Origin of the sequence: Mesorhizobium sp. C089B, from assembly GCF_030323125.1 — a bacterium.
Classification (GTDB): domain Bacteria; phylum Pseudomonadota; class Alphaproteobacteria; order Rhizobiales; family Rhizobiaceae; genus Mesorhizobium.
In genome coordinates, this window is sequence record NZ_CP100469.1 from 4,808,505 (window position 1) to 4,833,101 (window position 24,597).

Annotated in this window: 22 protein-coding genes and 1 tRNA gene; 7 read left to right on the top strand and 16 right to left on the bottom strand. The window is 63.4% G+C overall.

Annotated features, from left to right (window positions below):
• Positions 1-18: 18 nt before the first annotated feature.
• The 3 genes from NLY44_RS23835 to phnN are packed head-to-tail and all read left to right on the top strand — an operon-like array spanning position 19 to position 2,541.
• Entirely contained in the window at positions 19-726 is a 708-nt protein-coding gene (locus NLY44_RS23835) for a DUF1045 domain-containing protein (protein ID WP_023805767.1), read from the top strand.
• Between the two features lie 34 nt (positions 727-760).
• Positions 761-1,915: an alpha-D-ribose 1-methylphosphonate 5-triphosphate diphosphatase gene (locus NLY44_RS23840; RefSeq protein WP_023805766.1), complete on the top strand. Its 1,155-nt coding sequence runs from the start codon at positions 761-763 to the stop codon at positions 1,913-1,915.
• Positions 1,912-2,541, top strand: a complete 630-nt coding sequence (gene phnN / locus NLY44_RS23845) for a phosphonate metabolism protein/1,5-bisphosphokinase (PRPP-forming) PhnN (protein ID WP_023805765.1) — start codon at positions 1,912-1,914, stop codon at positions 2,539-2,541. The genes NLY44_RS23840 and phnN overlap by 4 nt, the downstream gene beginning before the upstream one ends.
• A gap of 2 nt (positions 2,542-2,543) precedes the next feature.
• Here the strand turns inward: phnN and NLY44_RS23850 are convergent, their stop codons facing one another.
• The 3 genes from NLY44_RS23850 to NLY44_RS23860 all read right to left on the bottom strand — a co-directional run bounded on the left by NLY44_RS23850 (position 2,544) and on the right by NLY44_RS23860 (position 6,198).
• On the bottom strand, positions 2,544-3,530 hold the full coding sequence (locus NLY44_RS23850) for an ABC transporter permease (protein ID WP_023672350.1): 987 nt from the start codon (positions 3,528-3,530) through the stop codon (positions 2,544-2,546).
• Positions 3,531-3,574: 44 nt separating this feature from the next.
• Positions 3,575-5,113 (bottom strand): sugar ABC transporter ATP-binding protein, encoded by a 1,539-nt coding sequence (locus NLY44_RS23855; RefSeq protein ID WP_023672351.1) that lies wholly within the window; start codon positions 5,111-5,113, stop codon positions 3,575-3,577.
• A 122-nt stretch (positions 5,114-5,235) separates the two neighbouring features.
• Positions 5,236-6,198 carry a sugar-binding protein gene (locus NLY44_RS23860; RefSeq protein ID WP_023672352.1) on the bottom strand — a complete coding sequence of 321 codons (963 nt, stop codon included), beginning with the start codon at positions 6,196-6,198 and terminating at the stop codon, positions 5,236-5,238.
• A gap of 579 nt (positions 6,199-6,777) precedes the next feature.
• Here NLY44_RS23860 and NLY44_RS23865 point away from each other — a divergent pair.
• Together NLY44_RS23865 and NLY44_RS23870 are read left to right on the top strand one after the other, a co-directional pair.
• Positions 6,778-7,881, top strand: coding sequence for a LacI family DNA-binding transcriptional regulator (locus NLY44_RS23865; protein ID WP_023727829.1), 1,104 nt, complete (start codon positions 6,778-6,780; stop codon positions 7,879-7,881).
• Positions 7,882-8,099: 218 nt separating this feature from the next.
• Entirely contained in the window at positions 8,100-8,282 is a 183-nt protein-coding gene (locus NLY44_RS23870) for a hypothetical protein (protein WP_196813864.1), read from the top strand.
• Positions 8,283-8,636: 354 nt separating this feature from the next.
• Here NLY44_RS23870 and NLY44_RS23875 read toward each other — a convergent pair whose 3' ends face one another.
• The 10 genes from NLY44_RS23875 to NLY44_RS23920 all read right to left on the bottom strand — a co-directional run bounded on the left by NLY44_RS23875 (position 8,637) and on the right by NLY44_RS23920 (position 18,385).
• Entirely contained in the window at positions 8,637-9,230 is a 594-nt protein-coding gene (locus tag NLY44_RS23875) for a hypothetical protein (protein ID WP_286455426.1), read from the bottom strand.
• 542 nt (positions 9,231-9,772) lie between these two features.
• Positions 9,773-10,684 carry an ABC transporter permease gene (locus NLY44_RS23880; protein WP_023727826.1) on the bottom strand — a complete coding sequence of 304 codons (912 nt, stop codon included), beginning with the start codon at positions 10,682-10,684 and terminating at the stop codon, positions 9,773-9,775.
• Positions 10,681-11,781 (bottom strand): ABC transporter permease, encoded by a 1,101-nt coding sequence (locus NLY44_RS23885; protein WP_023727825.1) that lies wholly within the window; start codon positions 11,779-11,781, stop codon positions 10,681-10,683. The genes NLY44_RS23880 and NLY44_RS23885 overlap by 4 nt, the downstream gene beginning before the upstream one ends.
• Entirely contained in the window at positions 11,778-13,301 is a 1,524-nt protein-coding gene (locus NLY44_RS23890) for an ABC transporter ATP-binding protein (RefSeq protein WP_023727824.1), read from the bottom strand. The genes NLY44_RS23885 and NLY44_RS23890 overlap by 4 nt, the downstream gene beginning before the upstream one ends.
• A gap of 3 nt (positions 13,302-13,304) precedes the next feature.
• Entirely contained in the window at positions 13,305-14,402 is a 1,098-nt protein-coding gene (locus NLY44_RS23895; protein ID WP_197031298.1) for a BMP family ABC transporter substrate-binding protein, read from the bottom strand.
• A gap of 26 nt (positions 14,403-14,428) precedes the next feature.
• Positions 14,429-15,808, bottom strand: coding sequence for an amidohydrolase (locus NLY44_RS23900; protein WP_023806264.1), 1,380 nt, complete (start codon positions 15,806-15,808; stop codon positions 14,429-14,431).
• A gap of 1 nt (position 15,809) precedes the next feature.
• Positions 15,810-16,469 carry a glutathione S-transferase family protein gene (locus NLY44_RS23905; protein ID WP_023689145.1) on the bottom strand — a complete coding sequence of 220 codons (660 nt, stop codon included), beginning with the start codon at positions 16,467-16,469 and terminating at the stop codon, positions 15,810-15,812.
• Positions 16,466-17,311 carry an aromatic ring-hydroxylating oxygenase subunit alpha gene (locus tag NLY44_RS23910; RefSeq protein ID WP_023689146.1) on the bottom strand — a complete coding sequence of 282 codons (846 nt, stop codon included), beginning with the start codon at positions 17,309-17,311 and terminating at the stop codon, positions 16,466-16,468. The genes NLY44_RS23905 and NLY44_RS23910 overlap by 4 nt, the downstream gene beginning before the upstream one ends.
• Positions 17,308-17,961, bottom strand: coding sequence for a Rieske 2Fe-2S domain-containing protein (locus NLY44_RS23915; RefSeq protein ID WP_023689147.1), 654 nt, complete (start codon positions 17,959-17,961; stop codon positions 17,308-17,310). Before NLY44_RS23915 ends, NLY44_RS23910 begins: the two co-directional genes overlap by 4 nt.
• 157 nt (positions 17,962-18,118) lie before the next feature.
• Positions 18,119-18,385 carry an acylphosphatase gene (locus NLY44_RS23920; protein ID WP_023689148.1) on the bottom strand — a complete coding sequence of 89 codons (267 nt, stop codon included), beginning with the start codon at positions 18,383-18,385 and terminating at the stop codon, positions 18,119-18,121.
• Positions 18,386-18,716: 331 nt separating this feature from the next.
• On the opposite strand from NLY44_RS23920, the gene NLY44_RS23925 reads away from it, so the two are divergent.
• Positions 18,717-19,904, top strand: coding sequence for a helix-turn-helix domain-containing protein (locus NLY44_RS23925; RefSeq protein WP_023806263.1), 1,188 nt, complete (start codon positions 18,717-18,719; stop codon positions 19,902-19,904).
• A 37-nt stretch (positions 19,905-19,941) separates the two neighbouring features.
• Here NLY44_RS23925 and NLY44_RS23930 read toward each other — a convergent pair.
• The 3 genes from NLY44_RS23930 to NLY44_RS23940 form a co-directional block, all read right to left on the bottom strand.
• Positions 19,942-20,018, bottom strand: a tRNA-Arg gene (locus NLY44_RS23930).
• Positions 20,019-20,180: 162 nt separating this feature from the next.
• Positions 20,181-21,083, bottom strand: coding sequence for a DUF1003 domain-containing protein (locus NLY44_RS23935; protein ID WP_023745876.1), 903 nt, complete (start codon positions 21,081-21,083; stop codon positions 20,181-20,183).
• A gap of 419 nt (positions 21,084-21,502) precedes the next feature.
• Positions 21,503-22,474 carry a D-alanyl-D-alanine carboxypeptidase family protein gene (locus NLY44_RS23940; RefSeq protein WP_023806261.1) on the bottom strand — a complete coding sequence of 324 codons (972 nt, stop codon included), beginning with the start codon at positions 22,472-22,474 and terminating at the stop codon, positions 21,503-21,505.
• 236 nt (positions 22,475-22,710) lie between these two features.
• Between NLY44_RS23940 and NLY44_RS23945 the strand changes: the two genes are divergently transcribed.
• The gene (locus NLY44_RS23945) at positions 22,711-24,522 is read left to right on the top strand and encodes a methyl-accepting chemotaxis protein (protein WP_023806260.1); all 1,812 of its coding nucleotides are present in this window, start codon (positions 22,711-22,713) and stop codon (positions 24,520-24,522) included.
• Positions 24,523-24,597 lie beyond the last annotated feature (75 nt).

The following is a 24,597-nucleotide window of genomic DNA, read 5'->3' on the forward strand; positions in this document are numbered from 1 at the left end:
TGACGAGGATTTTTTTCGATGCGCTACGCCATCTATTTCACCCCGAGGCAGGACGAGCCGTTGGCGCGGATCGCCGCCAACTGGCTGGGCCGCGACCCTTTTGGCGCCGCCACCAGGCCGGTCGAGGCGGTGGGCGAGCTGTCGGCGGCCGAAGTCGCCTTTCACACCGCATCGGCGCGGCGCTACGGTTTTCATGCGACGCTGAAAGCGCCCTTCCGGTTGGCCGCCAACGAAACCGAAAGCTCGTTGCGCGCGGCGCTGGACGCCTTTGCCGAAGCAACGCCGACGGTCACCATCCCGCGCCTGGTCGTCAGCCAGATCGATGGTTTCTTCGCTTTGCTGCCGGAAGGCCCGCTGCCGCCGCTCAACCGTTTCGCCGATGATGTCGTGCTTAGCTTCGACCGTTTTCGCGCGCCGCTCACCGAGGCCGAGATCGAGCGGCGCAGCCCGGATTCGCTGAAGCCGGCCGAGTTCCGCAATCTCTGCCAGTGGGGCTATCCCTATGTGTTTGAGACCTTTCGCTTCCACATGACACTGTCCGGCCGGGCCGGGCCGCAGGAAAGCCAACGTCTGCGCGCGGCAATTGACAGCCTGTTCGCCGATGTGCTGCAGCAGCCGGTGCTGGTGGATGCGCTGACGCTGTTCGTCGAAACCGAACCGGGCGCTCCGTTCATCGTGCTTTCGCATCATGCGCTCGGCCGCCGCGCTGCCCGAAAAACCGCCTGACCGCAATTCGTCCGAGTAAGCAAGGACTGCCTGAATGACCGCCGAAACTGTTCTCCACAACGCCCGCATCGTGCTTGCCGACGAGATCGTCGAAGGGTCGCTCGCGCTGCGCGACGGTTTTATCTCCGGCATCGACGCCGGCACCGGCCAAATCGGCGGGAACATGGCTGGCGAGGACATGGGCGGCGACTACATCATTCCCGGCCTGGTCGAGCTCCACACCGACCATCTCGAAGGCCATTATGCGCCGCGCCCGAAGGTGCGTTGGAACCCGATCGCCGCCGTGCTCGCCCATGACGCGCAGGTAGCGACCGCCGGGATCACCACCGTGCTCGACGCGCTGCGCGTCGGCATGGACGAGGACGCCGACCTTTCCTCCGATGACATCCGCAAGCTGGCCGACGCGATCGAGGACAGCGTCGCGAAAGACCGGTTGCGGGCCGACCATTTCCTGCACCTGCGCTGTGAGGTCTCGGCGCCGGATTGCTTGCGGGCTTTCGCCAATTTCGATGGCGACGAGCGGGTCAAACTGGCCTCGCTGATGGACCATGCGCCGGGACAGCGCCAGTTCGTCAATCTCGAGACCTACGCCTATTACTACCAGCGCAAGCTGAAGCTGACCGATCGCGACTTCCAATTGTTCTGCGAAAAGCGGATGTCGGAATCAGCGAAGAATTCGGGACCGAACCGGGTGGCGATATCAGCCGCCTGCAACGAGCGGGGCATTGTGCTGGCGAGCCATGACGACGCCACATCGGGCCATGTCGACGAAGCGATCGAGCAGGGCGTGCGCGTCGCGGAATTCCCGACCACGCTGGAAGCCGCCAAGGCCTCGAAGGATGCCGGGCTCGGCGTACTGATGGGCGCGCCCAACGTCATGCGCGGCTCCTCGCATTCGGGCAATGTCTCGGCCCGCACGCTGGCCGGCCACGGCCTGCTCGACATATTGTCGTCCGACTATATCCCTTTCAGCCTGATCCAGTCGGCCTTCTTCCTCGGCGACGTCGTCGAGGGCATCTCCTTGCCGCAGGCGGTCGCGATGGTGTCGAAGAACCCGGCCGAGGCCATCGGCCTCAACGACCGCGGCGTCATCGAACAGGGCCGCCGCGCCGACCTCGTGCGGGTGCGCGTCGACGACCATGTGCCGGTCGTGCGCACCGTCTGGCGCCAAGGGCGGCGGGTCGCCTGATGGTCTCGGCGTCGATCGAGCGCGAACTGACCAGCGAGGCCTTTCCGGTCCGCAACGGCGTCTTCGTCGCCGTCGTCGGCCCGAGTGGCGCCGGCAAGGATACGGTAATCGGTTATGCCCGCACCTTGTTTGCCGACGAGACGAGGCTGGAGTTCGTCCGCCGGGTCATCACCAGGCCGAGCGACGCCGCAAGCGAGGATCACGACACGCTGGCCGACGCGGCCTTTGTCGAAGCCGAGGCCGACGGCGCCTTCGCCATTTCCTGGGAGGCGCACGGGCTGCGCTACGGCATTCCGGCCGATGTCGACTGGTCCATCGCCAATGGCCATGTCGCGGTCGCCAATGTCTCGCGCGCAGTCATCCCGGTGCTGCGGGAGCGCTATGCCAATCTGGCTGTCGTCGAGATCACCGCCTCGCCGGAAATCCTCGCCAAGCGTCTCGCCCAGCGCGGCCGCGAATCGCGCGGCGAAGTGCTGGCTCGGCTCGCCCGCAGCGCCAATATCGCTTTGTCCGGCTCCGGCGTCACCTCGATCGACAATGGCGGCCGGCGCGAAGCCGCCGGAGAACGCTTCGCCGAGGTGCTGCGCAAGGCGATGGCCTTCTCGGATATATCCGGCGTGATGTAGCGCTACTCCGCCGCGACAGTCTTCCGGCTGGCATCGAGCATCAGCCGCCTTGCGCGGAACACGCCCCATTGCTGGTCGACCAGCACGCCGATCAGGATCACGCCGCCCATCACCGCGAAGTTGAGCGAGGACGGGATGCCGAGCAGATTGACCAGGTTCTGCAACTCCTGCAGCAGCACCGTGCCCAGGATGACGCCGACCAGCGAGCCTTCGCCGCCGCGCAGCGAGAAGCCGCCGAGAACGGCGGCGGCAATGGCGTAGAGCTCGTAGAACTGGCCGTGGCTGGCCGGCGAGATCGAGCGCGTGTACATGGCGAAATAGATCGCCGACAGCGCCGTCAGCACGCCGCAGATGACATAGGCGGCCATGACGACACGGCCGGTGCGAATTCCTGAATATTTCGCCGCCTCTTCGTTCTTGCCGATGGCATAGAGGTAGCGTCCGAACACCGAGCGGTGCAGCACCACCCACATGACGATCGAAATGACGATCAGTGCGATGAAGCTGTTGGGCACGCCATAGCTGCGGCCCGCGGTGAGGAATTCGAGCTCGGGAAAATTCTGGCCGAAGGCGAAGCCGGCGGTGCCGTCGGCGGTATAGAAACGGGCGACCCCGCGATAGATCAAAAGGCCGCACAGCGTGACCACGAAGGGCTGCAATTTCAGCCTTGTGATCAGCCAGCCATGCGCCAGTCCGATGATGCCGCCCAGCACCAGGATCAGCGGCAGCGCCAGCGGCCATGGCATGTCGCGCACGGCGATGAAATCGATGAATAGCGTGCCGAGCAGCGCCACCAGCGATCCCACCGACAATTCGATGCCGCCGGTAATGATGACGAAGGCCTGGCCGATGGCGAGGATCCCGAACAGGCCGATCAGGTTCGAGGTGTTGGCGAGGTTGATCGGCAAAAGAAAGCGCGGGTTGATGGCGGTCACCACGGCGCCGACCACCAGGATCAGGATCAGCAGGCCGAGATCTTTTTTGCTCATCGTCTTCTCCCCAATGCGCCGGACCGGCAATCGCCTGAAGCCCGCTAGTTTGCCGGCTTGCCGACCGCCAGCAACAGCACGTTTTCCTGGCTGAATTGTTCTTTGTCGAGAATGCCCGAGATCTGGCCCTCATGCATGACGGCGATGCGGTCGGACACGCCGATCACCTCTTCCATGTCGCTGGAGATCATCAGCACGGCCACGCCGGCATCGGCCAAGGCTCGCATCAGCCCGTAAATCTCGGCCTTGGCGCCGATATCGATGCCGCGCGTAGGCTCATCGAGGATCATCACCTTCGGGTTCATCGCCAGCCATTTGCCCAGCACCACCTTCTGCTGGTTGCCGCCCGACAGCGTGCCGGTTCGCGTCTGCACCGACGGCGCCTTGATGCCGAGATTGCTCTTCTGCTTCTCGGCGGTGGCGGTCTCGGCGCTTGCCGACACCAGTCGACGCTTCGCATGCGCCGGCAGGTTGGGCAGCGAGATGTTCTGCGCGATCGACAGGTCAAGCAAAATGCCGGTCAGCTTGCGGTCTTCCGGAACCAGAAAAATGCCATGCGCGACCGCATCGGCCGCCGAACCCAGCACAAGCGGCTTGCCGTCGAGTTCGAGCCCACCGCCAAGCGTGCTGTCTATGCCGAAGAACACCCGCGCCAGTTCGGTGCGGCCGGAGCCGACAAGGCCGGCGAGGCCGAGGATTTCACCGCGCCTGATGTCGAGGTCGACCGGCCGGGCAGGGTAGGCGGGGGTGCGGATGGCTTTGGCCGAGAGCGCAGTGGCGCCCGGCGCCCGAGCCGCCTCGGAGGCCTTCTCGCGCTCCTTCAGCATGCGGCCGATCATCAGCTTGACCATCTGGTCGTGGTTGATGGCGCTCTTCGGCAAGGTGCCAGCCAGCATGCCGTCGCGCAGCACCACGACGCGGTCGGCGACGCGCTCGACCTCATGCAGCCGGTGCGAAATGAAGATGACGCTGATGCCATCGGCCTTCAGCGCCTTGATGACGTCGAGCAGCTTGTCGGTTTCGGCGAGCGGCAGGCTCGACGTCGGCTCGTCGAGGATCACCAGCCGCGCCTTGATCGACAGTGCCTTGGCGATCTCGACCATCTGCTGCTGCGCCAGCGACAGCGAGGCAACCGGCGTATCGGCGGAGAAATTGGCGCCGACGCGCTTCAGCAGTGGCGCCACCATTTCGCGCAGCTTGGCGCGGTCGACCAATCTCAGCGGCCCGCCGCGCAACGGCTCGCGGCCGAAGAAGATATTGGCGGCAACATCGAGGTTTTCGAAGAGATTGAGTTCCTGGTGGACGAAGGCGATGCCCGACCCCAGGCTGCCTTCGACGGTGAGCCCGTCATGCGCAACGCCGTCGACGGTGATGGCGCCGCTGTCCGGCCTGGTGACGCCGCCGAGGATCTTCATCAAGGTCGATTTGCCGGCGCCGTTTTCGCCGACCAGGCCGATCACCTCGCCCGGCCTGACCTCCATGGAAAAGCCGTCCAGCGCCACCACGCCCGGATAGGTCTTGCGCACGTTCTCGAGGCCGAGGAACGGGGTGGTTGCGACGATAGATGGGTCGGAATAATTCATCACGCCATATTTGATCAGGCTTGCCAGCAGCCGGTGGGCTACAGACTGACGGGCCTTGGCCGACCCGTCAACACGATCGCCGGCTCAAGGCGAACCCTGAGCCGGCGCAACTGCTCGTGGTCTCAGTTTCCGGACATCGCCTTCAGATTGGCGGCATAGGTGTCGACATCGTCCTTACCGATGATCTTGGTCGGGATGATGATCAGGCCGCCTTCCGGAATGCCTGATTTGTCGCCCTTGAGATAGGCGGCCATCAGCTTCATGCCCTGATAGGCCCATTCGAAGGGCTGCTGCACGACGGTGGCCGCCACGGTGCCTTCCTTGACGCCGCCCAACGTGATCGGATCGTCATCGAAGCCGACGACGGTGATCGAGCCGAGCTTGCCGGCGTCGCGCAGCGCTTCATAGATGCGCGGCGTGTTGTAGGAATAGAAGCCGACCATGCAGGTGATGTCGGGGCTGGCGACCAGCGCGTCCTCGACATTCTTCTTGGCGCGCGCCTGGTCGATGTCGTCGCCGCGCACGTCCACCAGTTCGATCTTGCTGCCGGCGAGGCCGTCCTTCATGCCCTGGATGCGTTCCTTGGCATTGTCGGCGCCGAGCAGGCCGACGAAGCCGAGGCACTTGCCGCCGTCCGGCATCGCTTTCTTGGCGATCTCGGCCGCCTGCTTGCCGGCGTCGACATTGGACGAGCCGATATAGGCAACACGCTTGGTCTGCGGGGCATCGGAGTCGGTGGTGAACAGCGCCGTTTCCGACGCTATCTTGTTCAGACCGTCGGTCGAGGTCTTGGGATCGACGGCCGAGACCATGATGCCCTTGACGCCGGCGGTCACCAGATCATCCATCAGCCGCTGCTGGATGGCGACCGAGGACTGCTCGGGATATTTGAGTTCGAGATTGTAGTCGGGCAATTCGGCCTGCGCCTTCTTGACGCCGGCTTCGGCGGCCTTCCAGAAATCGGAAGCGCCGTTGACGACGAAGGCCAGCGTCGGCTTGTCGTCGGCGCGCGCAATGGCTGTCGCGGTCAGGCCAAGCAGCAGGGCTGCGGTGGCCACGGATGCATGTCGTATCAAGGATTTCATGTTCAACCTCCCGTTTTGGCTCAGTCGTCGGACTGAACCGATCTTGCATTCACTGACTTGCCGCTCGCGATTTGGACGCCCTCCTCCTCAGGGGTTCCCGGCGCTGAAGAATGGCGTCGTCGGTCGCGATCACGGACATTAGAGACTCATCCCGTGCTCGTAAATAGTCTGATTTGTCTGACATATCACATGTCCGAGACCACGCTTGCGGAGGCAAACCCCGCTCGCCATCGGGCCATTCACGTGCACTTCTCGCCGCACGGGTCCCACCTGACCGGACACGGCGGATTGACGTTACAGCGTCGTTTTGTATTAGTAAACACTATTAGCAGAGGTCCCGCGCGGACACTCGGCGGTGGCCCTAGGTCTAGTTTTCCCGAACAGGTGCAGCACCGCTTCGCGCAAGCAGATGCCTTGCAGTCCTCGAATTTCACGCGGCCCGCAGCGGCATGGCGGGAACTTCAAAGCTGCTAATAAAGATAAACGCCTTCGACTATTTCCATCGGTCGACGGCGCGACACCATCTTGTCGGTGTGGCAGGCTTGCGACTAGACAGGCTGGGGATTGGGACGCAATGCCATGAGCGAGACGAGGGATCCGGACGACACGGCGAAGCGGCGCAAGGCGCCGGCGAGAGCCGCCAAGGGCGGCCGCGTCACCATGACCGACATCGCCAGGGCAGCCGGGTGCTCGCAGGCGACCGTCTCTTTCGTGCTCAACGATTCGCCCGGCATCCGGCTGTCGCAGCAGACGCGCGAGCGGGTGATCGACGCCGCGCGTGCGCTCGGCTACGCAGCACCCGCCTTCTCGGCGCTGCGCAAACCTGTTCCCGCCTTCGATGGACTTGACAGTGTCATCGGTTTCGCCGTCGACCAGCTGGCGACAAGCCCAGAAGCCGTTGTCGCCATCGAGGGCGCGCGCCAGGCGTCGTGGAACGCCGGCAATGTGTTGCTCGTGGCGCAGACCATGGGCGACGCCGTCATGGAGCCGCGCGCCGTTGCGGCGCTCACCAGGCGCGGCATCTCGGCGCTGATCTACATGACCATCTTCACCCGCGAGATCACGGCGCCGGACTTCCTCTACGGCCTCGACATCCCGGTCATCCTGCTCAACTGCTACACGGCCGATTATGCCTTCCCGGCCGTGGTGCCGTCCGAGATCGCCGGCGGCCAGAACTCGACCCGGCATCTGATCGGCCACGGCCACCGCCGCATCGCCACCATCACCGGCGAGCCGTGGATGCAGGCCGCGCAGGACCGGCTGAAAGGCTACCGCAGAGCGCTCGCCACCGCCGACATCCCGTTCGATCCCGAACTGGTGGTCGAGGGCGACTGGTCGGCGAGCGCCGGCTATGCCGCGACCGTTAAGCTTTTGGCGCTCAAGGAGCGCCCGACCGCCATCTTCTGCCAGAACGACCGCACAGCCATCGGCTGCTACGAAGCGCTGAAGGAGGCGGGCCTGCACATCCCGCAGGACGTCTCCGTCGTCGGCTATGACGACGAGGAGATCGCCCGCCACCTGTTCCCGCCGCTGACAACATCGATCCTGCCGCACATGGCGATGGGCCAATGGGCGATCGAACAGCTCGAAGTGCCGCCGCCTCCCGGCCGCGGCCGCTATCCAATCACCAAGCTGGAATGCCCGCTGGTGCAGCGGGATTCGGTGGCAGCTGTGGCTGGATAAAGCTGAACCAGCCCATCCCGATGCAAATCGGGATGGGTCTGTTTGGTGTTTGCGCCTCAGGGCAGGGTCAATCCGGGAACGTGCCGCGGTTAGAACCGCAAGACGACGAAGGAGCGCCTGCGATAGCAGCGCCGGCGCAACCGGCCATGCCGCCAGAACGTGCGGCAGTGCCGTCTCCAGACATGCCGCCTGTGGTGGCGACGATGGTGCCATCGCCGATGCGATATCTGCTCGACATCGCCCGGGCCTTCGTCGTCATCAAACGAATTGGCATCCTGCTTGTCGAGTTCATCGAGAATGCCGTTACCGATATTGGGAACCCCGGCCACGGCCTCGAGAGGCCGAACCGCGGTAGCAAGCGCCGCGGCCCCCGCAACGCCGAACAATGCTGTCAAGAATGATCGCCGATCCATCAAAACCTCCATCAGCAAGACAAGGCTAACATGACGAGCCTAACACAAAGCAGCTAGAGCGGGTGATACAAAAGGCCAGAGGCGAATCTTCGAGCCGGCCCAAACGGGTGACCGGACGGACGGCAGAGGTCGGAGCAAGGCCGCTACCGGGCGGCGCGCTTCCTTCGGCTCGGCGACCAAGCCATGCGGAATGCCGCCGATGAAAGCGCACAGCCTGAGCGGTTCCGCCTTTCCGCGAAACTCTGAACCGCTTGGCAAAGCTACCCCTAAGAATGCCCGCCACCTTGCGGCAGTGGCTGGCTGAGAGACTGACGCCCCACGGCAGATGCGATGTTGCGGTACTCAGCGCCGCGCCAATATCCGGCAGAGCTCCTTCAGGTCCCGGTCGTAGGTGCCCTTTCCGCTGAGCACGCTGGCGCAGCGTTTTTTCATCTTGGCGATCTGGCCGGCCGACATGGCGCTGATGGCAACCACCGCCGGTCGCGTCGGCACCGCCGGCGTGTTGGGATCCCTGGGGCTGGTGGGCGCGGTCGGTGCGCCTATGCCGACGCCGACCCCGGCCGTCACCCCATTGCCCACCCCGACACCGGCGCCGACCCCGACACCGCTGCCGACGGTTGCGCCGACGCCAACCCCGACGCCCGTGCCCACCGATGCGCCGACCCCGGCCGCAACGCCGCTGGTGCCGCCAACCGTAGCGCCGACACTGGCGGTGGTGCCGCTGGTGCCGCCGACCGTTGCGCCGACATTGGCGCCCTTGCTCCCGCCGACCGACACACCGACGCCAAGTCCGCCGCCACTGCCGCCGACCGAGACGCCCACCCCACCGCTGCCGCCGATGCCCACACTGAGCCCGCCCGCGCCAGCCGGAAAGCACAAAGCCACGGAAACCGCGCCGCCGGCCAAGACCTTTGTTAAACTTTTAAAGAAAGCCATAACGCCGCTCCCCGCGTTGGTTGCCTGGACGCAGGTTGAACAGCATCCGTTACCAATATGATTACGCGAGTGTAGCGTTTTTAGTTTCTGCGAGAATAGGTAGTATTGGAAATCGTTGTTATCGCTGCTTGCGACGATCGGAATACATATTTTGGAATTGGCAGAAAAAACCGAGGATTTGCGGTTAGACTCGGAATCTTAGAGAGGCAGGACGAGTGCTCGCATGCGGGAATTTACCGGGCGCATGCCTCAGGCCATCTTGCGAAGCCGCTTCCCTAGGCTGCGGTGGAGAATGGACCCTCGAGAATGGGCTCGTACTGGGGAAAGGGGACGATCCAAGAACCCGCGACGATCCACCGGTGTCGGGCGCGTTGAGCGTCACATCGTTCCCCTGCTCGCAGTCGACGGCGTCAGCGCTACCCTTGCGGAAATACCTTCGCCCCGTTTGGCGTTTCTGCCCTTTGGATCGGATGCCGATCGTCCGCTGGCGTTTCGATCTCTTCAACTTACGTCGAGTTTCGCAAATCCACTTTGCATCCTGGCTAACGTTCGAAGGGTTCGCCAAGCGAGGCGACACCGTTCAGCCTGAGCAAGCGGCGGTCCGCCGAGATGACACCGAGCACGACGATCGTAACGAGATAGGGAAGGCTGGAAAGCAGTTGCGATGGCAGGTCCAGACCGGTCGCCTGGGCGGCGAGGCTCATCAGCGAAACCGCGCCGAAGAGGCAGGCACCCAGGAAGATGCGGCCAGCGAGCCACGTACCAAAGACAACGAGTGCGATCGCGATCCAGCCACGTCCGGCAATCATACCGTCCGCCCAAAGGGGCGTGTACACCGCCGCCGCATAGGCGCCGGCAAAACCCGCCATCATGCCACCAAAAGCTATGGCCGCGACACGGATAGCGATGACCGGATAGCCGATGGCGTGGGCTGCCTTGGGATTCTCGCCGATTGCCCTCACGACAAGGCCGGCTCTCGTATAGGCAAACATCGCCCAGATCGCAAACGTCACGGCAAGGGAAAGCCATACGACGACGTCCTGGACAAACAGCCTGCCGACTACCGGGATTTCCGAGAGGCCGGGAAAGGCAAGTTTCGGGAGCCCCTTGACCGTCAAGCTCTCGTAGCTTTTGCCGAACAGCGCCGAAAGGCCCTGGCCGAGAATGCCGATTGCAAGGCCTGTCGCGACCTGGTTTGCCCGGAATCCGAGTGCCAGCACTGCAAAGACGAGGGACAGGACGGCGCTACCGAGGCCGGCGGCAACGAACCCCAGCAGGTGTCCACCGCCGTGGTAGACGACGATGAACGCGAGCACCGCGCCGAGGGCCATCAGGCCCTCTACGCCGAGGTTAAGAACGCCGGCGCGCTCGACCACCAACTCGCCGAGTGCGGCAAGGAGAAAGGGGGTTGCCGCTGCGAGCATGCCCGAAATAATGAACTCGACGGCGTTCATGGCTGGCTCAGGTGATGGGGGCGGCGCCACTCGATGCGGTAGCGCACGAAGGCCACAGCGCCGAGATAGGCGAGCAGCAAGCTGCCTTGGAAGACGCGGACGGCGGCGATCGGCAGGTTTGCCGACACCATCGCATTGTCGCCGCCGATATAGAGAACAGCCATAAAGAGCGCGGAAAAGATGATGCCGACTGGATGCAAGCCGCCGAGATAGGCGACAATGATGGCCGCATAACCGTAGCCGGTCGAGATCGAGCGCTGCAGCTGGCCGAGCGGACCCGCGACTTCCGCCGCGCCTGCCAGTCCCGCCGCCAAGCCACCGATCAGAAGCGATAGCCAAATCGCACGCCCTTCGCTGAAGCCGGCGTAACCGGCCGCGCGCGGGGCAAGGCCGCCGACCTTGAGCTTATACCCCATGAAGCTTCGCTGCATGAAAACCCAGGCCACCAGCGAGAGCGCAAGTGTGATGAGCAGCGAGACGTTGACGCGGGTACCGGCGATCAGGGTCGGCACCATCGCGTCGTTCTGAAACATGACGGATTGTGGGAAATTGAAGCCGGCCGGGTCCTTCCATGGGCCGAGCAGCAGGTAGTTGAGGACTTGCGCCGCAACGAGGCTCAGCATCAGGGAGACCAGGATCTCGTTCGCATTGAGCCTGACGCGCCAGAAGGCGGTGATAGATGCCCAAAGCGCACCGCCGAGGGCACCGAGAAGCAGCATCAGCGGCCAGATCCACTGCCCGGTCGCCTGCGGAAACCAGACGGGGATCGCCGAGGCGAAAATAGCGCCCAGGATAAACTGGCCCTCCGCGCCGATGTTGAACACTTTTGCGCGGAAACCGATCGCCAGCCCCTGAGCAATGAGGAGAAGAGGCCCCGCCTTCAGCAGCACCTCCGCGAACGATGCCCAGGAGAGGAACGGCTCGAGAAGCATCGCGTACAGGACGGCCGCCGGATCTCGGCCTATCAGCACATAAAGGCCCAGATTGAGGATGATCGCCATGCCAAGCGCGACAGCCGGGGCCAGCATGGCCGCGACGAGCGAGGCATGCTCCCGGCGGACGAGCGCGGGGAGGAACGGCGCGGCCCAAACGCTCATGCAGGAACCTTCTCTGGCGAGGCATGTGCTCCGATCATGTATCTGCCGATGTCTTCGGGGCGCGTGTCCCGCGTGACCAGAGGCGGACTCAGCATTCCATGATGGAGCACCTGGATGAAATCGCAGAGTTCGAAAAGTTCCTCGAGTTCCTCGGAAATTACGAGGATCGCCACGCCCAGGTTGCGCAACGCGATGAGCCGCCTTCTGATGGCGGATGCAGCGCCAATGTCTACACCCCAGGTCGGCTGCGCCACGAAAAGCAGTTTTGGCGACAGCATCATCTCGCGACCGACGATGAATTTCTGCAAGTTGCCGCCGGACAGCGAGCCCGCTTCGGCATCCGGGCCGGAGGCGCGGACGTCGTACCGACGGATGCATTCGCTGGTGAAAGCCGTCGCTCCGGCGCTGTTGATGAGGCCGCGCCTCACGAGATCGAAAGGATGGGCGGTAAGAACGGTGTTGAGCACGAGCGACATTTCAGGGACCGCGCCGCGTCCCAGCCGGTCTTCGGGCACGAAGGCGAAGCCAAATCTCCTGCGCGCGGCCGCATCGAGTGCGCCTACGTCGCGGCCCATCATGTAAATCCGGTCGCGTTGTTCCTTCAGCAGCATCGCTTCGCCCGAGATAAGCGCGGCAAGCTCGCCTTGGCCATTGCCCGATATTCCGGCTATGCCAAGAATCTCGCCTGATCGTACCGTGAGGCTGATGCCGGAGAGCGGCGTGGCAAAGGGGTCGTCCGGCGTGTAGTCCATGTCGATTATTTCCAGCCGCTTCTCCCCCTCGGGCATGGCCAACGCGGGCATCACCTCGGGCATGTCGCGGCCGATCATCATCCGGGCGAGGTCGTGCGCATCATAGTCGCGCGGGTCGACGGTGCCGATAACGCGCCCTCCACGCAAGACCGTCGCCTGGTCACAGATCGTGCGAATTTCCTCCAGTTTGTGGGAGATGAACAGGATGGACACGCCGCGGTCGCGAAGGCGCCTGAGCGTGTCGAACAGCTTCTTCACCGCCTGCGGCGGCAAGACCGAGGTCGGCTCGTCGAGAATGAGCAGCTTCGGGTCCGTCATCAGGCAGCGGATGATCTCCACCCGCTGCCGTTCGCCGACCGAGAGCGCGTGCACATCGGCGAGAGGATCCACTTCAAGGCCAAAATCCTGGCCGAGGCTGCGGATGCGCGCCGCCAGCTCCGCCTTGCCGCCGGGGACGACGAGTTGGATGTTCTCGACGACAGTCAGCGTCTCGAACAGCGAGAAATGCTGAAAGACCATGCCGATGCCCCTGCGCCGTGCCTCAGCCGGCGAGGCAAGGCGCAGAGGCTCTCCGTTCCAGACGACGGTGCCTTCGTCCGGCTGTTCAACGCCATAGATGAGCTTCATCAGCGTCGATTTGCCCGCCCCATTCTCCCCGAGGATCGCATGGATCGATTGGGGCGCCACGTCCAGATCGATGGCTTGGTTGGCCCGGATCTGGCCGTAGCTCTTCGAGATGCCGCGGAGCGACAGAAGGGGCGGGGTCATGACTTACTTCGGCAGTGGTGTGGTGACACCCTTGACGTGCCAGTCCATCGCGACGATCTCGGGATCCGCTATCGTCGCACCGGCGGCGGCGGCTTCGCTGCCGTCGGCCTTGGTGATTGGACCTGTGAAGGGCGAGAAGCTGCCGTCGGCGATCTTCGCCGCCACTTCCTTGATCTTCGTCATCGTGTCGGCTGGGATATCTGAGTTCCAGTCCACGACCTCCACCACCTTTTCGGCGACGCCGAGGAAGGTGTTGGCGCCCTTGAAGGTTCCGGCCAGATGGGCATCCACGGAAGCCTTGAAGAAGGGCGACCAGTCCGTCGCGATGCAGCCGAGATATTTCTTCGGTGCATATTTCTTCATCGACGAATTGAGGTTGAACGCGTAGACGCCAGCCTCCTCGCAGGCCGAGATCACGGAGGGTGTGTCCTGCGCGTTCGAGAAGATCACGTCGCAGTTCTGTGCCATCAGCGCCTTGGCGGCTTCCTGTTCCTTGGCCGGGTCGAACCAGGAGTTCACCCAGACGACCGATACCTCGATATCGGGATTTACGGTCTGTGCGCCGAGCGTAAATGCGTTGATCGAGGTGATCAGCTCCGGAATGGCGAAGGCCGAGACGGAGCCGACCTTGCCGGTCTTGGAAAGAGTTGCGGCGGCTATGCCGAGCAGGTAAGTGCCCTGGAAATACTTCGCCGCGAAGGGCGAGAAATTCGGCGCGGTCTGGAAGCCGGAGGCATGCAGCACGGTGACCGCAGGATCGCGGCGGGCGATCTGTAGTGCACCATTCTGGTAGCCGAATGAGCCGGCGATCAGGAACTTGTTACCGTCGGCGACGGTCTTGTTCATGATCCGGTCGGCGTCCGGCCCTTCGGCGATGTTCTCGATGACGGTGATCTTCACCTTGTCGCCGTATGCGGCCTTGACCGGCTCGAGCCCGGCGGCGAGCGCATGGCCCCAGCCGACATCGCCGACCGGCGACGGGAGCACGAGCGTGATACCGAGCGGCTCGTCGGCCGCAAAGGCGGGACGGCTGCCAAGCGCGCCGGCAAGCCCTGTCGCGGCAAGGCCCTTCATCAGAGTTCTGCGGGTCAGATAGTTCAGCATGTCAGTTCCCCTGTCTTAAGTTGTTAGAATTCCACCGCGGCAAAGGCGGCTTCCGCGTCCGCAGCAAGCCGGGCCTCGTTCAGCCCGGTAAACGCACCCTTCTCCCAGACGATGCGGCCGTTGATCATGGTCATGTCGGTGGGCATGCCGATACCGACCTTGGCGATCAGGCTCAATGGATCGTGGCGCGTGCCGACATAATCCATGCGGCGCGTGTCGATCGCGAAGAGGTCGGCGCCCATGCCGGGCGACAGTCGGCCGATGTCATTGCGGCCCAGAAGCGCGGCCCCGCCCGTTGTCGCATAGCCGAGGAAATCGACCGGCGCAGGCACGGGATGAGCGCGCGTCGAGGCCGCCAGGCATTGCAGCATGTAGGCGGAATGGATGCAGTGCATGAGGTTGGAGTTGTCGTTCGAGGCAGCACCGTCGCAGCCGAGACCGACGCGCAGGCCAAAGGCGGACATGGCGGGAATATCAGTCACCTCCGCACCCACCAGATAGACCGGCTCCGGGCAATGCGAGACACCGGTGCCGCTCGCCGCCATCAGCCGCAGTTCGTCATGCGTCAGCTCCCAGCAATGGGCATAGAAAGTGTCTCGGCCGGCAAATCCGAGGTCCTCGAGATAGTCCACCGTACGCATGCCATGGCGGGCCTCGATGATCGGGCTTTCGCCCTCGCCGACATGGGTGTGCATCCGCACCCCGCGATCACGCGCCAGCGAAACCGATTCCACGAAGGTCTCGCGGTAGCAGTTGACCGGCTGGCAGGGAGCGACCACGACCTGACGCATGCTGAAGGGACTGGTGTCGTGATAAGTGTCGATGAGGCGTGCGCAGTCGGCAATGAATTCGTCCGTGGTCTCCAGCATCTCGTCTGGAATGGTCGAGCCTTCCGATTTTGGCAGCGTGTTGCCGCCGCGGCCGGCATGGAAACGCATGCCGAGAAGATCGGCCGCTTCGAACTGCCGGTCGATGAGCCGTTTTCCGGCACGGCGCGGAAAATTGTACTGGTGGTCGAAGGCCGTCGTGCAACCGTGCTTTATCATCTCTGCCATCGCCGTGATCGAGGCGTGGTAGAAACAATCCTCGTTGAGCCGGGAGAAGATCGGATAGATCCGGTCGAGCCATTCGATGACCGACAGCTTCGTCCAGTCGAGTTCGGCACGGTTGCGCACAAAGCACTGAAAGAAGTGATGGTGCGTGTTGACGAGGCCGGGATAGACGAACCAGCCGTCGGCGTCCTGCACGATAGTACCGGCCGGCAACTCGCTTCTGTGCAGGCCTTGCCCGATTGCCTCGATCTGCGGGCCATTCGTCAGCACATCGACATTGCGCCGGACGCTCGGACCCCTGCCCTCGTCGGTGATGACCGCTGCGCAATTCTTCAGGAGATAGCCGGTCACCTCACGCCTCGTCCAGCATGGGTCGCGGTTCGGGCTTCAACTCGTGCAGCCGGTGGATACCGGGCATCTCGATGAAATTGTCGAGGCTGCGGAGCGCTCGCGACCAGAGCCGGATCGTGGGATACGAATCGAGGGAAACGCCGCCGTCGGGCGCGAGCGCGACATAGGGAAAGCAAGCAATGTCGGCAATCGTCGGCCGGTCGGAAGCGAGAAACCGGTCGCCACGCATTTTTTGTTCGAAGAGGCCGGCTTCCAGCTCACGTAGTGCCGCTATGCCATTGGCCTGAAGCGCACCGATGTCACCGGGGCGCAGCAGCATCTCATGCAGGCGCGCGCCGCCGAGGTTGGCGGTCAGCCTGTGCGAGAAGGAAAGCCATTGCTGGATGCGCGCCGTCTCCTCGGGGGCGCCGCTGCCGAGCCAGGCCGGTGCTGCCTTCGCGGCGAGATAGCCAAGCATGGCGGAAGACTCGGTCAGGATCAGGTCGCCGTCTTCAAGGATCGGGATGGAGCCTCCCGGATTAAGCGCCATAAGCTCGGGGCCACGATGCTCGGCGCCGGGATGGAAGTCGACCGGGCGGATTTCGAGCTTCACACCTGACAGCGTCGCCATCAGGCGCACCTTGTAGCAACTTGGGGAGAGGATGTAGTCGTAAAGCTTCACTGTGCCACCAATTGCGCGCCGTAGGTATAATTGTGGCGCTTCAGCCAGCGGCGATAGGCGACCGAGGTCAGGTCGGCGCGCGTCGGGATTTCCATGCCGGGATCGAGCGGCAGAAGACGCGGGATCTGGTTTTCGAGGATCGAGCGGTCCTGCAGGAAAATCGTCTGCTGGAAATGGATGAGGTCGGTCTGTGGCGTCTCGTCATCGAAAAGCGCCATCCACGGCCAGACGTCGCAGAGATCCTCGGCAAGCGGTTGGACGAATAGCGTAATGACATCCCATTCGCCCGGGCGCGGCGGGCAGGTCTTGTAGAGGACTGAGCAGGTCGGAGCCGGCACGCGGTACATGTATTCCGTCGTGATACCTCCGCTCGCGGATTTCGCCGCCTGCGGCTGGTAGAACTTCACCTGGGTCGCCCAGACCTCGTCCTCTTCCTCGCGGATCTCGACCTTGTAGTTTTCGACCTCGGTATGCGGCTCCGAGCCGAGGATGTCGGTATGGACGAAGGGGAAGTGTGCGATGTCGAGGAAGTTCTCGACGGCGCGGAGCGGCGAGCAGCGCACCCGCACCACGCCGACATCGACGAAGCGGCGCCCGGGCTGGTCTGCCTCGGGAATTGGGAAGACCGGTTTCTTCGGTTCGCCGAGCGACGACCAGATATGGCCATAGCGCACCGAAACCGGCAGCACGCGCCCGTTTTCGCCTGTCACTTTCGCCGCGCCATCGGCGTCGAGCGCAACCTTGATCGGCTCGTCCATCAGGGTGGTCTCGCGCCCATAGCGGTCGAGCCGGCTGAAAAGCCCGACCGGATACCATTCGTCGCGCATCGCATCGTCGATCATGGCACAGCCCCTTTCGCCTCGATCCCTTCGGCCATGCGCCGAAGGCTCTCGGCGGCTCGCGAGGCGGCGATGCGCTCGGACGCATCGCAATCGGCTGGAACAAGGACGTGGATCAGCGTCTCGCCGGCTTCCTGCGGGATAGGCACCAGGCGGATTGCCGGCGCGCCGGGCGCCTGCCAGACGTATCCTTCAACGGTGGCCTTCGTACCGGCAGCGACCGAGAGTGCCGAACATCCGGCGCGGGCCGTCAATGAACGGAGCGGGACGTAACCCTCAAAAAGGGGTGGCTTGCCGTCAGGCTCTCCATCAGCGACCCAGATGATCCCGCCCGCCTCTTCGACCAACCGGGTCGCAACGCGAATCGTCTCCGGCGGCGTGAGGCTGGGATGGGCAGGAATGCGCAGGCACTGACCGGCCTGCGAATAGGTCCAGCCGTGATAGATGCAGGAGAGCGCCTCGCCGCGCACGAAGCCATGGGAGAGGCGCATGCCGCGATGCGGACAGCGATCCGCCGATGCCGCCAAGCGCCCCGATTGGCTTCGCCAGAGGGCAATGGGACCGGCGGGCGTCCGCCCCGGCATTACCTGTCCTGTTGGCAGATCCTGGGAAAGGGCGACCGGCACCCAGGTGTCCGTCTTGTCGGACAGCATGACCTTACTTTCCGTACTGATACTACTGTTTCCCGACCAGAGAGATGCCGGCGCAAGGAGTTGGCGAACCGCTCGATGCGGCTGACGTATGCATAATTATTTCGCAATTGCAATATTGATTAAATTAAGTGCAAACGGAGGGTAACCACACGCAAAGCTATATGTTTTTTTGCTCGACAGGCGCGCGGTCGATCGTCTCGACCCAGACTTCAATGGGCCCAAGCGAACATCCCATCTCCATCATGTCGATCAGTTCCGCCGCACCGGCAATATCGAGTTCGATGCGATCGGTGCTTGCATGAGCGATGTGGTGCGCGAGACCGAGCTTGGCCGCATGGCGCATGATCCAGGGCAGGAAGGACGCGGGTTCGAGGTGGCCGCGAATGGTCATCCGCTCATGCAAGCGGTGTTGACTTTGCTTCATCACGAACGCGCGCCTTGGTGTCACGGTCAGCAGCATAGCGTCTGACTGAACGGGCGGAAGTGGTAATCGACGCGCCAATAACACCGAATATCGACTGATCGCCCGTGCCTAGACCCGGGCACTCATGCATGTCGCCCAGAAGTGCCGCGGTTGTGGGACAACGACATGCATTAAACAAAGACTTTAAAGCGCGTCGCATGAATCCGTTTCAGCGCGACGCGCTTTAGGGTTATCTGAGCTATTGTAATGCATCGTGCCCTTCCCGAGAGATGGGTGACAGTTCATTCCGGAGACATGGGTTACACTTTCGGCCCTTTGCAAGGAGAGCAAGGTGCCTTGGAAGGAGTGTAACGTCATGGAAGAGCGGCTGAAGTTCATTGCCCGGCTGCTGGACGGCGAGAAGATATCGGTGCTTTGCCGTGAGTTCGATATCTCGCGCAAGACCGGCTACAAGATCCTCACACGCTACAATGACAGTGGCCTTGAGGGGCTGACGGATCGATCACGCCGACCCTACCGCCACGCCAATCAGCTTCCGTTTCAAATCGAGAAGCTGATTGTGCGCCTCAAGCAAGACAAGCCGACCTGGGGTGCGCCAAAGATACGCGAACGGTTGGCCCGGCTGTATCCTGACGTTCACCGGCCTGCGATCTCGACGGTGCATGCGGTTCTCGACCGCCATGGCCTGGTCGAGCGCCGCAAGCGAAGGCGCAACAGGGCGATGGGAACACCACTTTCAAACGGCTATCGGCCCAACGATCTGTGGTGTGCCGACTACAAAGGCGAGTTCATGCTCGCCGATCGGCGCTATTGCTATCCGCTGACGATCACCGACTTCGCCAGCCGCTATCTCATCGCCTGCGAGGCGTTGTCGACTACCAAGGAAGCCTATGCCTTCACGGTGTTCGAGAGCGTTTTCAAAGAGTTCGGCCTGCCCAGCGCCATCAGGACCGACAATGGCGTTCCCTTTGCCAGCCCAAACGCGCTGTTCAATCTCAGCAAACTGTCGGTCTGGTGGCTGCGCCTGGGCATCGACATCGAGCGCATCCAGCCGGGCTGTCCGCAGCAGAACAGGCGCCATGAGCGCATGCACCTGACTCTCAAGAAGGAAACCACCAAACCGGCTGGCGCCAATTTCCTGCAGCAGCAGGCCAGGTTCGATGACTTCATCGATGAGTTCAACTCAGAACGCCCACATCAGGCGCTCGACATGGCCTGTCCAGCCGAGCGCTACACCCCGTCACCGCGCATCTATGCCGGCCTGCCGGATCTCGATTATCCGTTTCACGACAAGGCCGTCACCGTCACCACCTGCGGCCGCATCTGCTACAATCGCAAGAAGATCAACCTCAGCCTCGTCTTTGCCGGCCAGACCGTCGGCATCAAACAGGTCGAGGACCATATCTGGCTGGCTTCCTTCATGGATTATGATTTGGGCTACTTCGATGATGAGACATGCAGGCTCGAACCACTCCAAAACCCCTTCGGGCCAAAAGTGTTACCCATGTCTCCGATATAAACCGTAACCTATGTGTCCGGAATGGACCTCGGTAAGTTGGCGCACCCGACAGGATTCGAACCTGTGACCTCTGCCTTCGGAGGGCAGCGCTCTATCCAGCTGAGCTACGGGTGCCTTCAAGGAACCTGAAAACGAACCAGCCGATAGGCCGGCCAGCCACGGCTTCTTAGCGGAAGCCGCGCCGGGCTTCAACGGGCAATTGGCGTGGCGATATTTTCGAAGCCACCTTGCGCGGCCTGGCAAGTTCGCGTCCGCCCTGCAGCCTCAGCCGGGGACTCACCCCGCCACCTCCACCTTCGCCACCCGCCTGCGCACCCTGCGTGGCGCCCGCTTCGCCTTCTTCGCCCCCGTCAGCTCGTGCATCGCGTCCAACTGCATCTGCTGCATTTCGGCCAGCCGCGTCCATTGGCGCGAGATCAGGTAGTCGAGCTTTTCGTGCAGGTGGCGCACTTCCAGCTCGGCTTTCAGGTTCACCCGGTAGTCGTTGAAGGAGCGCAGGCGGTCCTTGGCCTCCGTCCGTCTCTGGCTCATCATGATGATCGGCGCCTGGATGGCGGCGATGCAGGAGAGCAGCAGGTTGAGCAGGATGAAGGGGTAGGGGTCGAAGGCGCTGCTCACGCCCGCGATCAAATTGATGCCGATCCACACCGCAAGCACGCTGCCGAACGAGATCAGGAACCACCAGCTGCCGCCGAAAGCCGCCATGTTGTCGGAGACGCGGTCGGCGAACGAGCGGTGCTCCTCGAACTCCTCTTCCGAGTTTTCCGAAATGGTGTCCTGCCTGGCGATCGATTCGACCACCTGGCGGTCGAGCTCGGAGAATTCGCCATGCTCCTGCTGCAGCAACTCCTCCATGTAGCGCATGCGGTAGCGGCCGAGCTCTTCGCGGCTGATGCGGGCGCCGCGCGGCAGGTCGGGATGGTCGGAGCGGATGCGGTCGGCCAGGCTTGGCCGCAGGTCGTCGATGCGCACCAGGTCGCGCTTGCGGAATTTGCGGCCCGATATCGCCGATGGTTTCCGCTTCGGCTTCAGGCGGCCATGAGGTTCGGAGTCCGGCACATCGGGCGCTTCCAGCGCCTCGTCGGCCACCAGCTCGGCGTCGTGGTCGGTCGGCGCCTCGAAATACTCGCCGCCGCTGTCGTTTTCATTGGCGGCCTGTTCGGATGGTTTTGGGCTCATGATGCCGGCTCCTGCTGTCGCGCCCACGATACGCCAAGCCGGCACGCCATAGCCACTGTGGCGGTGAAGATTGGGGGCTTGTGCAAGCGCTTGTGATGAATGCCTGCTGCAATTGCCTGTGGCGGCGCAGCCCCCCGGGGCCTCGCTCGCCTGCTGCTCGGCAACCAGACCGCCGAAGTGCTGTTGCGCCTGCTGCAGAGTTAAGATGAGGCAGCGATCCTTCACGACCCCCCCTCTGTCCTGCCGGACATCTCCCCCTCAAGGGGGGAGATCAGATGTCGCCATGGCTTCGCCAAACACGAAAAAGAGGCGAGACGCCGAAGCTGCTAATCTCCCCACTTGAGGGGGAGATGGCCGGCAGGCCAGAGGGGGGTGCTGTCCCGCCGGCGTTTCAGAGTTCCTCCACCCAACAACGGGTTCTATTGCGGCGGTAAACCAGGCAACTGCGACCACTGCGCCGGCAAACCAGGCGGCGGCAGGCCGGGAAGCGGCGATGCTGCCGGCTGGTCTCCCGCAAACATCAGCCGCGTCTTGGTATCGGCCAGCGTCGGCGAAAGACTGCGCTGGATCAGCGCTTCGACATGGTCGTTGCGCTGACGGGCGCTGTCGGCGCCCATCACCACCACGATCAGATGCCGGCCGTCGGCATTGTAGGACGTGACGATATTGTAACCGGATGCCCTGATATAGCCGGTCTTGATGCCGTCGACGCCGCGCACCCGGCCGAGCATGTCGTTGTGGCCGCGCACCAGCCGACCGCGGAACATGAAGTCGCTTTCGGAGAAATAGTGGAACTGCTGCGGGAAGCGGGCGCGCAGCGCCATCCCCAGCGTCGCCATGTCGCGCGCCGATGTGTGCTGGCCATCGTCGGGCAGGCCCGATGCGTTGCGGAAGACGGTGCTGCTCATGCCGATCTGGCGCGCCTTCGAGGTCATCATGGCGGCGAACTGGTTCTCCGAGCCGCCGAGATATTCGCCCACCGCCACCGCCACGTCATTGGCCGACTTGACCACGATCGCCCGGATCGCCGAATCGACATCGATGCTCTCGCCGCGCTTGAAGCGCAATTTGGTCGGCGGCTGCCGGGCGGCATTCTCGGAGACCGGGATCCGGGTTTCCTTCGAGACGCGGCCGGTCTCCAGCGCCTCGAACAGCAGGTAGAGCGTCATCATCTTGGTCAGCGACGCCGGATAGCGTTGCGCCCTCGAACTGACCTCGAACAGCGTCTTGCCACTGCCGGCATCGATTACGATGGCGGCATATTTCTCCTGCGGCGCCGGCACCGCCAGCACGCTGTCGGGCGGTGCGGTGGTGCTGCAGCCGGCCACGAAGACAAGCAGCAGGGCTGCGAGAAATTTTTGGACGAGGGAGGGTAGATGGAAGTTTGGCAAGGCAAGTCCGGCGTTGCTGAGAGGGCCGGAACCTAGCCTAACCCATTGTGTTCGTCCATTTGGTTAATGGCGGAGCTGCCAATCTCCCCGCTTGCGGGGGAGATTAGCTGTGACTTCGGTCTTCGCTACTCACCAACTCCGTAATCCCCGCCCCGAAATCGCCTGCTTCCTGTCCTGTTTTGCCTGCGGGGTCGCGGTGCTGCTATAGAGGCGGCAATTGCTTGGGGGATTTGACAATGACCGGTGACATCGGCGCGGCTGCGCCATCTCTTATCAGGGCTTCGCTCAGCCGCACCGGCAAATGGGCCGGCAGCGTCGCTTTCATCGGCGGCGCGGCTTCCGACATCCTCAATCCGCTGGCGCCGTTCGCCGCCTATATCGCGCTGGTCGCTTCGGTTGCCGCCGCCATCATCGCCATTGCCATCGTTCTGCGGCTGGTGCTGGCCGCCAAAGCGCTGCCGGCGCTGATCTTTGCCACCAGCGCTGCCGCCGTCGCCGGCGGCGTCTATGGCCTGCAGCAGCAGACCAATTCGCAGAACGGTGTGATCGCCGGCCTGGTGCCGGCCATCGCCCAGTTGCAGCAGCAGATGGGCATCGTCTCGGCCAGGGTGGCCAGGATCGAGCAAACGGTAACCGAGACGAAGCTGGCGGTCGACCAGGTCAAGCAATCGACCGACGCGGTGGCGAAGAAGACCGAGGAAATTGCGTCGACCCAGCAGCAGCAGGCTGAGCAGGGCGCGCAGACGCAAAAGTCGGTAGAGGCGGTCAAGCAGACGACCGAAACGCTCGCTGCCGGCCAGCAGAAACAGGCCGAGCAGGCGGATAAGCTTCAGGCGACCACCGAGCAGATCGCCGCCTCGATCGACACCATCGCCAAGGGCTTTGCCGCATTGGCCGCGCAGGGCGGGGCGATCGCCGAGCCGAAGCGGCCGGATGAATTCTACCACAATGCCCGCGTCTACGAGCTGTCCGGCGACATGCTGAATGCGCGGCGCTCCTATCTCGCTTTCGCCGGTTTCGACGTCGACGCCGTCGATCCCTACACGCGCTTTGCCACCCTGCTGCGCGTGCAGGACGGCAAGGCCGGCGCCCGCGAAGTGTTCGGCCAGCTGGCCGACAAGGGAAAGGCGCTGTCGATCAAGCTGGTCCATATCCTGCAGTTCGACGACACCCAGCGTCTCGACAAGCTCAACGCCTTCATCGCGGCCAATCCGGATTTCGCACCGGCCTATTACCTGCTCGCGCAGGAGTTTTCCGAGGATCGCCTCGGCGTCCAGTCGCTGTCCGACAAGCGCAGCGAGGCCGAGGCGCTGACCAAGTTCGTCTCCTATGAAAAGGAAGGCGGGCTGCTCAAATATTTCGTCGACCAGACGCAGCTCGCCGACTGGCTCGATCGCAGCCGTACCCGCCTGACGGCGCTTGGCGACGTGCTCGACCCGCAGCGCTTTGCCCCGACGCTGACGCCGATGCGCTCCAATGCCGGCTGGACGATCTCCATCTCGCTGCCCGAGGCTGCGACCGGCATTTCCTGGCGCATGGGTGTGTCAGGTCCGTTCACCGACACCGGGCTGATGGCGATGAACGACCAGCGCACAGGCAAGCCGATGCCCAATCCGAGCTTCGAATTGCCCGACAGCACCACGGCCACCACCATCGGGGTCAAATATCTCGATCTCAGGGGCCGCGAGACCGGGCCGTTCAACATAAGTTTCGATCCGGACGCGGCGCTGCAACAGGGCAACAAACAGATCCTCGACCAGTTCTGGACGTCGTGGATCGCCTTCGACGCCAGCGGCAATCACGGCCTGGTCTATTTCTCCCAGATGCTGTCATTCCGCTGCGGCATCAAGGAGGTGCGCTACAGCCTGAACGGCACGGCGCTCGACAAGGAGATCAAGCTGCCGCCTTGCGACAAGAAGGACCCCTACGCCATTCCTTATGACTACCAGCCTTACTTCAAGGTCGCCGACAACGTGACATCGATGGCGGTGCAGGTCACCTACACCGATGGCACCAAGTCGCCGGTGCGCGAGTATAAGCGGCAGTAGGCGCCCACCCTCCCCCATGTGGGGAGGGTCGATCCGCGTAGCGGATCGGGGTGGGGGTCCTCGTAGGGCGCTACC